The sequence below is a fragment of the Aquamicrobium sp. YD-1-mutant5 genome (genome assembly GCF_059509755.1).
Genome location: NZ_JCAKKP010000020.1, coordinates 17,437 through 29,718 on the forward strand (window position 1 = coordinate 17,437; position 12,282 = coordinate 29,718).

A 12,282-nucleotide genomic window follows, 5' to 3' on the forward strand; every position below is an offset into this window, starting at 1 on the left:
CAAGTGTCTTACAGCCTTACTTCCTGAGCTTGTAGGCGATGACGTAGTCGCCGCGGTCGTCGGAGTTGCGGGCTCCGCCGGCGCTGATCAGGACAAACTGCTCACCGGTCGTCGGTGACTTGTAGCTGATCGGGGTTGCCTGCGAACCGACGGGAAGCCGGCCTTTCCACAGTTCCTTGCCGGTCGAGCTGTCGTAGGCGCGAAGATAGTAGTCGAGCGTCGAGGCAAAGAACAGAACGCCGCCCTGCGTGACCATCGAACCGCCAATGGTGGGAAGCCCGACGGGAATGCCCAGGCCCAGCTTGAAGCCGAGAACCGAGGCATCTTTCACCGTGCCTGCGGGTACGCTCCAGGCGATCTTCTGTGTCTTGAGATCGATTGCCGTCATCGTACCGAAGGGCGGTTCCTGGCACGGAATGCCGAGCGGTGAATAGAAGCGGGTCTTTTCTTTCACATAGTAAGGTGTTCCCGCCATTGGCAGGCTGGTGCCGGCCGGCAGCACCTCGTCCTCCGACGTGCGCTCCCCGAGTTGAAGGCGCAGGCCCAGACGCAGGTCGTTGACGAAGATGGTGTGACCCGTCGGATCGACCGAGATGCCGCCCCAGTTGAACCCGCCCAGCGAGCCGGGAAGCAACAGCTGCTTTTCAAGCCCGGGCGGAACGAACAGGCCATAATTGGTCATGCCCTTGAAGTCGATCCGGCACAGAAGCTGATCGAAGGGTGTTGCGCCCCACATATCCGCTTCAGTGAACAGTTCATTGCCGATTTGTGGCATGCCGACCGAGAAGGGCTGGGTGGGAGAATACTTCTCACCCTTGAGGTTGCCTGCGGGAACAGGGCGTTCCTCCACCTCGGTCAGTGGCTGGCCTGTCTTGCGATCAAGGACAAAGAACATGCCTTGTTTGGTGCCAAAGATGACAGCAGGCACGTCCTGACCGTCCTTGGGGAAGGTGGTCAGGGTCGGCTGCATGGGGATGTCGAAATCCCACAGATCGTTATGCACGGTCTGGTAGTGCCAGACAGGGCGGCCGTTGGAAGCATTGAGCGCCACGATCGATGCGGAATAGCGCTCGCGGTTCTCGTCGCGATTGCCGCCCCACAGGTCGGGCGAATTGTTGCCCATCGGCAGGAAGACGGTATCCGTCTGCGGGTCGTAGGACATTGGCGCCCACACATTGGGAGAACCGCGTGTGTAGGGCATGTCGGGTGTTGGCGCGCCGGTAATTGCCGGGTTGCCGGAATCCCATGCCCAGCGCAGTTCACCCGTTTTGACATCGAAGGCGCGGATGACGCCCGAGGGCACTTCCGTTGAAACGTTGTCGGAGACGAAGCCGCCGACGACAATGACATCACCGGCGAGTGTAGGCGCCGATGTCTGTTTGTAGTCGCCGGGACCCTCACCCATGCCGTCATACAGGTTGACGCGACCGTTGGTGCCGAAGTCGGAGCAGAACTCGCCCGTGTCAGCATTGATGGCGATCAGTTCCGTGTCGACCGTGTTGGTGAGGATGCGACGCGGGCAGACACCCGGATCGGTGTTTGCGACATAGCCGAAACGCTTCTCCACGCCCGCCTGCGCCCGGTTTGGCTCGGCGCCGGTGCCGTCATAATAGGCAATGCCACGGCAGCGCGCCCAGTTGCCAAGCTTGGAATCGATGATGGTCTTCCACTTTTCCTCGCCCGTGGTCGCATCCAGCGCGACGACGTTGTTCTTGGGCGTGCAGAAGAAAACGGTATTGCCGATCTGAAGCGGTGTGTTGAGATCTTCGCGGCCAAGACCGTTGGGGCTCTCGGGAATGTCGCCATGGCGATACGTCCAGGCCACTTCGAGATTCTGCACATTGTCACGGTTGATCTGGTCGAGCGCGACGAAACGCTCGCCTTCGGCATTGCCGCCGTAGTTGTCCCAGTTCCTGTGCTCGGTTTCAGGTGTTACAGCAGCAGCTGCGGTCGGGGCGGGCGCGTTGTAGATTCCGCGATCCTTGTACGTGCCGGCGAACATGACAATGGCAGCTGCCGCAAGCACGCCGCCAATCGCTGCGTGGAGCCCGGTTTTCCCTTCGGCACCTGCATTGCGGCGCAGCGAAGGGATTGCGAAGGCCAGAAGTGCACCAGCCACGAGGAAGATGAAAAGGCGGGTAAAGAGCGGCCAGAAATCGAGCCCCGCTTCCCAGAAGGACCATGCGAGCGTCGCCACGAAAATAATGGCGTAGAGCGGTCCGACATAGAGCTTGTTACGGAACAGGCCCCAGGCCAGCGCAAGAATCGCAAGTCCGCAGATCAGATAGTACCAGCTACCGCCGCGCGCGATGAGAATGCCTCCTCCAACAGCGAAGTAGAGGCCGGAAAGGGCAAACAGCACCCCCAGTATGATATGGGCCCATCGGCCCGTCGTCTCAGGTTTAGCATCGGAAGCCACGGTGTAGTCTCCTTGATCGCACGTGGAAGCGAGGTTGGCATTGTCCACACGGCCCCAGCGTGGGGCCGTCTACACAGAACTGGAGAGGGCTGATGCGCTTTAAGGCAAACGGTCGTCCAGTCAGTTTCGTCCTTACATAGGAACTGCTGGGTGTCTGATAAGCGCCAGGTCCACGACTGGCGCAGGCACAGAACCTTGCGCAAATGCGAAACTTGCATTGGGCTATATTCCGACTTAGAGCACCGTTCAAGCCAACGCGTCATCGGAAACCGACGCAGGCCGATACGCATGACGCAAATCGGCAAAGCCACATGGTCCGGGCATCCGGGAAAGGCTGGTGTTTATCATGATGGCGCGTTTTACTGCCGTTCTTTCTGAAGAACTGGGTGTCGCGAAAGATTTTCTGACCAGCATCGACAAAGCAAAAGTTCTTCTCATTTTGCTTTTTTGTCTTGTGTGCATTGTATGGTTCCTGCTGGGGGAAAAATATCCTGCAGCAACATTTGCATCTCCCTATGAGACCTTCGAAGCTCTTTACTGGATGCTGGCAGACAGACATAACGAATATATTGTGGGAATAGGCGAAACGCTCTCGGTTTTTTTCCGGGGCTTTCTTGGTGCCGTGGCGGCAGGGCTTTCGCTGACGCTGGTAATGGGACTATCCCCTCTTCTCGGGCGCGCGCTGAATCCCCTGCTCGATCTGCTCGGTTCGGTGCCCAACATCGCGTTCATGCCCATGGTCGTGGCACTCATGGGGCTGGACCAGCCCGCCAAGGTGACGATCGTGTTTCTGGGCGCCGTTCTGCCCGTGGCAATCAATGGCCACGCCGCGCTGAGGCAGATCGATGGCGATTACGAAGAGGCCGCGCTTGATCTTGGCGCCACGCGGCTGCGTGCACTGCTCGCAGTGGTGTGGCCTCTTGCGCTTCCACAGATGGTTGCGGGCATGCGCGTCGGTGCAGGCTATGCGCTGGCGGCCTGCGTGGTGGCTGAAATCTACACTGCAATGACCGGGCTTGGCGGGTTGCTGGTCGGTTATGGAAACTCCTTCAACATGCCGCGCTATTTCGTGATCGTCATCACGCTTGCCCTGATCGGCATCTTTACCACGGCTCTCCTGCGGTACGTCGAAACCTTTTTCGCGCGACGGGCAGGCCTCATCAGTGAAAGAGAGTGAAATGAAGACTGTGATTGCCTGCGCGCTGGCATGCGTGCTCATGACCGGTGTGGCAATGGCGGACCCGTTTCGCATCATCGTCACAAGCAAGGAGGCCCCGCTGGTTCCGAACTCGGTGCTGCATCTCGCACAAAGCGAGGGCTATTTCGAACGTGCAGGCGTAGATGTCGAACTGATCCCGGTTGAACAGACGCCGATGGCGGTAACTGCGTTGCGCACTGGTGGCGGAGAGATGGCCAACATCTCGGTGGACAGCCTGCTGGGGCTCTACACCGGTGGCGTCACGGATCTGAAAGCGGTTGGTTCGACCGACAAGGCCATTCCCTACATCATTGCCGGTCGGGCGGATTTGACCCTTGAAACCATGGCAGGCCGGAAATTCGGTGTCGGCCGTCCCAACAGCCTGGATCATACGTTGTCATGGACGGTTCTGCAGTATCTCGGCGCCAAGCCCGACAAGATCGAGTTCGTGCCGCTGGGCCAGCCGAATGTGCGCGGTCAGGCACTGGCGCAGGGCCGGATCGATGCCACGACCATGTCGATCGGCGTGTTCACTGCGATGCCTGATCGTAAGGACCTGAAGATACTGGTCGATGTTGATACATATTTCAGTGCGGCGCCTATCGTTTCCAAGGTGAATGTGGTGCCGCGGGGCGTCATCGCCGAACGCGCCGATGAGCTTGATGCGGTGCTTGAGGCGCTGACGATGGCGGCCCGTGACTACGCGGCGGACCCCGGGAAGTGGGTCGATGCCATGACGCGCGCCCGTCCGGATACAGGCCGCGATACGTTGGAGGAACTGGCGAAAATCTATGCCGGAAGCTGGACGGTGAATGGCGGGCTTCAGCGCAAGGAGATGGATTTCACTCAGGTCTGGCTCTACCGCACGGAAAAATACGACAACAGGGACCTAGTCCTGCCGGGAGCATGGGGCGATTTCGCGCCTGTCGACAGGGTGTTGAAGAAGATCGGGATTTCGGACAAGGGCGATCCCGTCAGCCGTTAGAGCATTTATGCGACGCTGGATGGGAACATCTGACGTCGCATAAATGCAGCTAAAACAAAGAGATATGGCATTTTTTCGATTCAGGGAAAAGCAGAAATGCTTTAAGGCGCAGGAAGCACTTTAACGCCATTGAACTGTGGCTTTGATCGTCATGCGCGAAAGGGGAGCCGGGCATGTATCATACGGCGTCCTTTTGATGTGCCGATCTCCGTCACCACTCCAGAACGATCTTCCCGGCTTCCCCGGCGGCGGCATTGGCGAAGGCCTGTTCATAGTCTTCGGCCTTCATGCGGCTGGTGATCACCTTGCGCACGTCGAGGCCGCTTTCCAGCATGGCGAGCATCTTGTGCCATGTCTCGAACATTTCACGCCCATAGATGCCCTTCAGCGTGATCATCTTGAATACGACCTTGCCGAGATCGAACGAAAAGGGCTTGGCCGGCACCCCAAGCAGCGCGATGCGCCCGCCCATCAGCGTGTGGTCGATAAGTTGCTCGAAGGCGGCCGGCGCACCGCTCATCTCGAAGCCGATGTCAAAGCCCTCGCGCATGCCAAGCCTTGCCATGGCGTCGCGCAGTTCCTCTTTCGCGACATTGACGGGTGTCACGTCGGCGACCTCGCTGGCGAGTTCCAGCCGTGCCGGATTGACGTCGGTGATGACGACATGGCGCGCGCCGCAGTGACGCGCGACGGCGGCGCCCATGATGCCGATCGGTCCCGCGCCGGTGATCAGCACGTCCTCGCCGGCCACGTCGAAGGAGAGCGCCGTATGCACGGCGTTGCCGAGCGGATCGAGGATGGCGCCGAGCTCGTCGTCTATCGTGTCGGGCAGCGGCACGACATTGAAGGCCGGCACGCGCACGTAATCGGCGAACGCGCCGGGCAGGTTGACGCCGATGCCGCGCGTTTCGGGATCGAGGTGATAGCGGCCGGCCCGGCTGGCGCGGCTGCGCATGCCGATGACATGGCCCTCGCCGGACACCCGCTGGCCGACCCTGAAGTCGCGGACGTGGGAACCGACCTCGACGATCTCGCCGGCATATTCATGGCCGGTCACCATGGGCACGGGCACGGTTCTGGAAGCCCATTCGTCCCAGTTGTAGATGTGGATGTCGGTGCCGCAGATGCCGGTTTTGTTCACCTTGATGAGAACGTCGTCGGGGCCGATTTCCGGTATCGGGCGCTCTTCCATCCAGATGCCGGGTTCCGCCTTGGCTTTGACCAGTGCGCGCATGGGGTGCTCCTGCGGGTCAGATGATGCCGAGCGCGCGCCCGGCATCCTTGAAAGCGTCGATGGCGAAAGTGACGTCCTCATCCGTCAGCGCGGCCGACATCTGGGTGCGGATGCGCGCTTTGCCCTGCGGCACGACGGGATAGAAGAAGCCGGCGACGTAGACGCCGCGTTCGTCAAGGGCTCCGGCCATGCGCTGCGCCAGCACGGCATCCCCAAGCATGACGGGAATGATCGGCGTTTCGCCGGGAAGAAGCGTGAAGCCGGCTTCGGTGAGGCCTTCGCGGAAGCGCGCGGTGTGGCGGGCGAGGCGGGCGCGAAGGTCGTCGGCCTGGCGGGCGATTTCTATCGCTTTCAGCGACCCTGCGGCGACGGCTGGTGCAAGGCTGTTGGAAAACAGATAGGGCCGCGCCCGTTGGCGCAGAAGATCGATGATCGGCTGCGAAGCGGCGATAAAGCCGCCCATGGCGCCGCCCAGCGTCTTGCCGAAGGTGCCGGTGACGATGTCGACGCGGTTGCCGGCGCCCGTCAGGGAGGGCGTGCCGCGCCCCTGTTCGCCCAGATGGCCGGTGGCATGACAGTCATCCACGGCCACGATCGCGCCGAAGCGATCAGCCAGATCGCAGATTTCGGGCAAGCGGGCGATGTGGCCGTCCATCGAGAACACGCCGTCGGTGACGATGAGCCTGAAGCGGGCGCCTTCCGCATCCGCCTGCCTGAGTTGCGCCTCCAGATCGTTCATGTCGCCCGGCGCATAGCGGAAGCGCTTTGCCTTGCTCAGGCGCACCCCGTCGATGATGGAGGCGTGGTTCAGGCTGTCGGAGATGAGGGCGTCCTCGGGACCGAGCAGCGGCTCGAACAGGGCGCCGTTGGCATCGAAGCAGGCGGCGAACAGAATGGCGTCGTCCTTGCCGAGATAGGCAGCGACGGCATGTTCGAGCTCGCGGTGCAACGTCTGCGTTCCGCAGATGAAGCGCACGGAGGCCATGCCGAACCCGTAATCATCGAGCGCCTGCCGGGCGGCCGCCTTGATCTCGGCATTGTCGGCGAGGCCCAGATAGTTGTTGGCGCACAGATTGACCATCTGCCGCTCGCCATCCGGTCCCTTGACGCTGATGCGGCCGGATTGCGGACCTGCGATCAGGCGCTCGCGCTTGTAAAGCCCGTCCGCCTCGATGCCGGCGAGCACGCCTTCGATGTGGGAAAGGAAATCCGGTGTCATGGGCTTCTCATCCGTTAAATTGGAATTTCCAATATAGTGGATTTGATGTTAAATCCAGAGGAGTTTTTATGCCGGCCTCTTGGGTGGGCTACCATGCAGCCGGTATCCGGTGCGATGAATGAGGCCATCCAGTGTTTCAGATGCACAAAAGCGGCCCCTTGCATCTTGATCAGGCAACGGATTGAGCGGAAGAACGGTTCCGATTTTGCAGTCTGGCGGCCGACAGCTCTCTCTTCTGGCCTGCTGCTTTGGAAAAGATGAAATGGACAGTGTGAACGAAGCGCCGAAGATCGGGCCCGTCATTCAGGCAGAGCGCAAGAAGCGGCATCTGACGCTCGACCGTCTGGCCGCGCTTTCGGGCGTGTCGCGCTCGATGCTGTCGCAGATCGAGCGCAGCGAAGCCAATCCCACTTTCGCGGTCCTGTGGTCGCTGACCCAGGCTCTCGGTATCGATTTCTCGCAGTTGCTGGCCGGCGGCACCTCGCAGCAGCGCAAGCCTGACGGCATCGATCTGGTGACACTGGCGCTGACGCCGGAGATCAAGAGCCCCGAAGGCGCGTGGCGGCTGCGGATTCTCAGCCCGCCCATGCTGGCCGGTCAGGTCGAATGGTATGAGGTGGAGATTGCGCCCGGCTGCATGCTGCAGAGCGCGCCCCATGCTCCGGGCACGTTCGAGCATCTCACGGCTTACAGCGAGGGCCTGCTGGTCGAAACGGAGCATGGGTCGCAAAAGCTGGCGACGGGCGAAACTGCGCGCTACCGCGCCGATGTCGCCCATGAGATCAGGAACACCGGCAGGCAGACCGCCCGCGCCCTGATGGTGGTGCTGCACGAACTCAAGGCCTGAACCGCGTTCGCTAAAGCATGCCGCCCGAAAGTGGGAACCTGTTTCGGGATGACGACACGCGTAAAAACAGCAACTTAAAGCGTAAGGAGCGAGTCTGAAAGATCGCGAGACGCTTTAAGCGGTTCAGGCTGCCGGGGCCACCTTGCCCAGCCGGCGCGAGACGGTCATGCCGATCCATGCGCCCAATGCGCAGAAGATCAGGAACACCCAGCCCGAAACGGCGCCGGCATGGATGCCAGAGAGAAGAACGCCGACCGTGCAGCCAAGGCCGGTCATGGCACCCCAGCCCATCAGGATGCCGCCGGCCAGCCCCTTGCCGACATCGCGGCTCGTCGGGCGGCGTGGCTGGAACTGTCCGCCCGCCAGTGCCGCGGCGAAGCTGGCGATGACCAGACCCAGAACGAAAACGCCGTTCGCGGACAGCAATGTCTGCTTGACCACGGTGGCGCAGCCGCGCAGCAGGTCGAGACCGTGGAGCGTGTCGGGCAGCAGGCCGGATGCCGAACCGGCGGTGCGCACGATGCTGCCGAGTTCCGCCGTCACGCCGAGCGGCGCCACCCGCAGATAGGCGATGGCCGAAATGATGGCGACCAGAAGCCCGGTGGTGACGGGCGGCCAGCGGTCCACGAACAGTTTTCCGGCCGTGCCGCGCAAATCGTAACGGCTCGGGGCAGCCGCTTCGGGATTGCCGGAGAAGCGCAGCAGCAACAGGCCGATGACAGCGATAAGCACAAGGCTGACGAGCAGGGTGCCGGTGTAGCCCAGACGCTGCGGCAGCCAGATGGCCGGACTTGCATAGATTGCGAGCGTGAACAGCGGGTTCCATGTGAGAAAGCCGACGAAGAACCCGATGCCGGCGCCGATGAGCGCGAAGGGCGAGCTTGGCGAGCCTTCTCCCAGCCGGTAGAGATGCGCCGACAGGCAGGAGCCCGATATGGCCATGCCGATGCCGAAGGCGAGCGCTGCGAAAGCCAGCACCGGCCCGACCGGTCCGATATGCGCGTTGGGCGGCAGGCGTCCGGGCTGCGGCACCGGCACCCACGCCATCATCACCGCGTGATAGAAGGCGACGCCGGCCGCCAGCGCCACGACGATGGCAAGCAGTCCGCGCGGGTCGCGCTTTTCCACGAAATCGCGAAAATTGCACAGAAAGCAGAAGCGTCCGCGCTGAAGCACTATGCCGAAGGCAGCACCGGCAAGCAGGGAAAAGGAGAGATCGCGCCCGCCGGGCTGGCCGTGAAGAAACCATGCCAGAACGGCTATGCCAGACAGCAGCACGACCGGCGCCAGCGTTCTTGTTGCCCCGGATTTCATTGCATCCTCCCCTGCAGGTATGAAACGGACAAGGAGGCGGGCACTCGAACGCCCGCCTCCGGTCTTCATGGGTATGTTGCGACGCTTTACGCCGGAACGGTCATTTTCCGGTCCAGACGGTGCCGGCCACGTTGACGACCGGCACGCCGACGGCGTTGCCATATTCGGTCCACGAGCCGTCATAGTTCTTCACGTCGTAGCCGAGGATGCGCTTGAGGGCGAACCAGGTGTGCGAGGAACGCTCGCCGATGCGGCAATAGGTGACGATGGGCTTCGAGCCGTCGATGCCCTTGGCCGCATAGATGGCCTTGATTTCCTCGGCCGGCTTGAAGGTGCCGTCTTCCTGCACGATGGAGCCCCACGGCACGTTTTCCGCGCCGGGAATGTGCCCGGCCCGCACGGCCAGTTCCTTCACGCCTTCAGGCGCGAAAACCTTGCCGGTATATTCGTCGTTGGAGCGGATATCGACGAGGCTCGCCTGCTTGCGGCCCTCGGCGATGTCGAGCACTTCGGTGAAGCGCGCGCGCAGATCATCATTGCGCTCGGAAAGCACGATCTCCGAGGCCGCATATTGGGGCGCTGCGGTGTCGAGCGGCAACCCCTTCGCTTCCCACAGCTTGCGGCCGCCGTCGAGCAGGCTGGCCTCGATGCCGTAGACGTTGAATACCCATGCGCCCCATGCGGCGAACCAGTTGTTGTTGTCGCCATAGAGCACGACATGCGTATCGGCCGTTACGCCCGCTTCGCGCAGTTTCTTCTCGAAATCCTCCCGCGAGGCAATGTCGCGCCGGGTCGGATCGACCAGTTCGGTGTGCCAGTCGAGGTGAACGGCGCCGGGAATATGGCCGCGTTCGTAAACGCCGGTATCGACGCTGACCTCGAAGACGCGAACGTCTTTATTTTCCAGATTATCCTGCAGCCAGTCTGCCGTTACCAGAGGTTCGGCCGCATGTGCCGCGCCAACCATGAAGAAGGCGCCCACCAACACCCCCGCTCTTCTCAGGAAGTTCATAACGTTGCACTCCTTATAGTGTCATTACGAAGTGCGCAGTTTCGCCCGCTATGGGCGCGCAGGAAAGAAAACCGATCCCAATAATCGGAAGGGAGACAGGTCGGATTGCGCGCATTTACCGGTTTTGAACAAATTCAATCCGTATCTGTTGTTTCCGGGAAAGAAACACCTATGGCCGGGAAGCGGCGATGGACTTCCCGGTCAGGTTTATCGGCAATATTCCTGCAAGTAATCGGAGGTCAGGAAACCCGGCGTTTCTCAAGTTTTCTGGCAAGCGTGCGGCGATGCATGCCGAGACGCCGCGCGGCTTCCGAAATATTGAACTCGGCTTCCACCAGCGTCTCGTGGATCCGTTCCCACTCCAGCGTCTTGAGCGAGGTCTTGCGGCGGGTCAGAGCCACGTCAGCATCCCCTTCCATCTTGCCGAATGCGGCTTCGATCTCATCGGTGTTGGCGGGCTTGGCGAGATAGTGACAGGCGCCGAGCTTGATCGCCTCTACCGCCGTGGCAAGGCTTGCATAGCCGGTCAGCACCACGATGCGCATTTCCGGGGCTCGGTCATGCAGCATCTTGACGGCCTTCAGGCCCGAGCCGACGCTGAGCTTGAGGTCGACCACCGCGTAATCGGGCAGTGTGCCCTCCAGCGCATCGGGCAGGGCTTCCAGCCCTTCGCAGACATCCACCTCATAGCCGCGCCGCTGGAAGGAGCGCCGCAGGGCGCGCGCGAAAGCCGCATCGTCCTCCACGATCAGCAGGGATCTGGCACTATCCATGGCGATCCGTTCCGGAAAGAGCTGCCAGAGGCAGGGTTACGGTCACAAACGCGCCCCTGCGTGAATTGTTGCATGCCGAGACCATACCGCCGAGTTTGCGCACGGCGTTGACGACGAGAAACAACCCCAGCCCGCTGCCCGGCCGGTTCTTGCTCGACTGATAGGGCTTGCCGAATGATTCGAGCATTTCCGGCCTGAAGCCGGGTCCTGCGTCCCTGACGACGACTACCAGTTTGTCCTCCTGTCGGCTGACGGAAAAGCCCACCCATGCGGGCGAGGCTTCCAGAGCGTTATCGAACAGATTGAACAACACCTGCCTGAGAGCCGCATCGGAAACGATGGCGGTGTCCGGTTCGAAGGCGTTGTCATAATCCAACTTCGCTGGCGACCGGCTGGCGCGCCATTGTAGCACGGCGTCGTCGAAGAAGTCACGCACGGTGGTGCGGATCGTGCCCTCGCCCCTCGCCTCACCCGACGAGACGAGAATGCCGGAGACTATCTGTTTGCAGCGATCTAGCTGCGCCTGCATTTCGGCCATTTCTTCGGCCAGTTCCTCATTCTTGCGGAAAACAGGCATGCGCCGCCAGTCGCCGAGAATGACAGACAGGGTGGCAAGCGGCGTGCCCAGCTCATGCGCGGCGCCGGAAGCGAGCAGGCCGATTCGCACGATATGGTCCTCCTCGGCCGCCTGCCGGCGCAGGTCGGCCAGATGGGCATCGCGCTCCTGAAGGTTGCGGGTGATGCGCGTGATGTAGAGCACCAGCAGGCAGGCGGTCAGGGCGAAGCTGATGAAGCTGCCCTGCACATGCAGGTTGAAGAACTCGTCGGCATCGCCGCCGGGCAGCAGCAGTGGCCTGTTGAACACCATCAGCAGCAGGAAGGCGATGCTGGCAAGCACCACCAGCGCCCATGTCGAGCGTGTATCGAGCAGCGTGGCGCCGAGCGATATTTGCAGCACATAGAGCAGCACGAACGGATTGGCCGCGCCACCGCTGAGATAAAGCTGGGCGGTGAGCGCGGCGACGTCGAGCAGCAGTTCCATGAACAGCCCGACATTGGAAATCGCCTTCTCGTTGCGCAGCCGGGCGAGCGTTGCGCCATTGAGAAGGATCAGCAGCAGAACGATTGCCGCCATCGGCTCCAGCGGCAGGGTGATGCCGATGCCGTAATGCACGATGAGGATGGTCGCCACCTGGCCGATCACCGCCAGCCAGCGAAGCTGCACCAGCAGCATGAGATTCTTGCGATTGGTCATTTCCATGGCCGGCATCCGTCAGGTTC

General features: G+C 61.6%; 10 protein-coding genes. 3 read left to right on the forward strand and 7 right to left on the reverse strand.

Features of this window, described 5'->3' with window-relative positions; all coding sequences use genetic code 11:
• Positions 1 to 16: 16 nt before the first annotated feature.
• The gene (locus tag AC5XE7_RS18710; RefSeq protein ID WP_495367190.1) at positions 17 to 2,419 is read right to left on the reverse strand and encodes a membrane-bound PQQ-dependent dehydrogenase, glucose/quinate/shikimate family; all 2,403 of its coding nucleotides are present in this window, start codon (positions 2,417 to 2,419) and stop codon (positions 17 to 19) included.
• A 346-nt stretch (positions 2,420 to 2,765) separates the two neighbouring features.
• Between AC5XE7_RS18710 and AC5XE7_RS18715 the strand changes: the two genes are divergently transcribed.
• Both AC5XE7_RS18715 and AC5XE7_RS18720 read left to right on the forward strand, forming a co-directional pair.
• Positions 2,766 to 3,596 (forward strand): ABC transporter permease, encoded by an 831-nt coding sequence (locus AC5XE7_RS18715; RefSeq protein ID WP_495367207.1) that lies wholly within the window; start codon positions 2,766 to 2,768, stop codon positions 3,594 to 3,596.
• Position 3,597: 1 nt separating this feature from the next.
• Complete coding sequence (locus AC5XE7_RS18720) at positions 3,598 to 4,602, forward strand: ABC transporter substrate-binding protein (RefSeq protein ID WP_495367189.1); 1,005 nt, start codon at positions 3,598 to 3,600, stop codon at positions 4,600 to 4,602.
• A gap of 211 nt (positions 4,603 to 4,813) precedes the next feature.
• Here the strand turns inward: AC5XE7_RS18720 and tdh are convergent, their stop codons facing one another.
• A complete protein-coding gene (gene tdh, locus AC5XE7_RS18725) occupies positions 4,814 to 5,836 on the reverse strand; it encodes an L-threonine 3-dehydrogenase (RefSeq protein ID WP_495367188.1) in 1,023 nt (340 codons plus the stop codon).
• A gap of 16 nt (positions 5,837 to 5,852) precedes the next feature.
• Positions 5,853 to 7,055, reverse strand: coding sequence for a glycine C-acetyltransferase (locus AC5XE7_RS18730; RefSeq protein WP_495367187.1), 1,203 nt, complete (start codon positions 7,053 to 7,055; stop codon positions 5,853 to 5,855).
• Positions 7,056 to 7,317: 262 nt separating this feature from the next.
• On the opposite strand from AC5XE7_RS18730, the gene AC5XE7_RS18735 reads away from it, so the two are divergent.
• Positions 7,318 to 7,902: a helix-turn-helix domain-containing protein gene (locus tag AC5XE7_RS18735; protein WP_239801370.1), complete on the forward strand. Its 585-nt coding sequence runs from the start codon at positions 7,318 to 7,320 to the stop codon at positions 7,900 to 7,902.
• Positions 7,903 to 8,025: 123 nt separating this feature from the next.
• Here the strand turns inward: AC5XE7_RS18735 and AC5XE7_RS18740 are convergent, their stop codons facing one another.
• The 4 genes from AC5XE7_RS18740 to AC5XE7_RS18755 form a co-directional block, all read right to left on the reverse strand.
• Entirely contained in the window at positions 8,026 to 9,216 is a 1,191-nt protein-coding gene (locus AC5XE7_RS18740) for a YeeE/YedE family protein (protein WP_495367186.1), read from the reverse strand.
• Positions 9,217 to 9,316: 100 nt separating this feature from the next.
• The gene (locus AC5XE7_RS18745; protein WP_495367185.1) at positions 9,317 to 10,228 is read right to left on the reverse strand and encodes a sulfurtransferase; all 912 of its coding nucleotides are present in this window, start codon (positions 10,226 to 10,228) and stop codon (positions 9,317 to 9,319) included.
• A gap of 239 nt (positions 10,229 to 10,467) precedes the next feature.
• Complete coding sequence (locus tag AC5XE7_RS18750) at positions 10,468 to 11,001, reverse strand: response regulator transcription factor (RefSeq protein WP_495367184.1); 534 nt, start codon at positions 10,999 to 11,001, stop codon at positions 10,468 to 10,470.
• Entirely contained in the window at positions 10,994 to 12,262 is a 1,269-nt protein-coding gene (locus tag AC5XE7_RS18755) for an ATP-binding protein (protein WP_495367183.1), read from the reverse strand. The genes AC5XE7_RS18750 and AC5XE7_RS18755 overlap by 8 nt, the downstream gene beginning before the upstream one ends.
• Between the last annotated feature and the right edge of the window lie 20 nt (positions 12,263 to 12,282).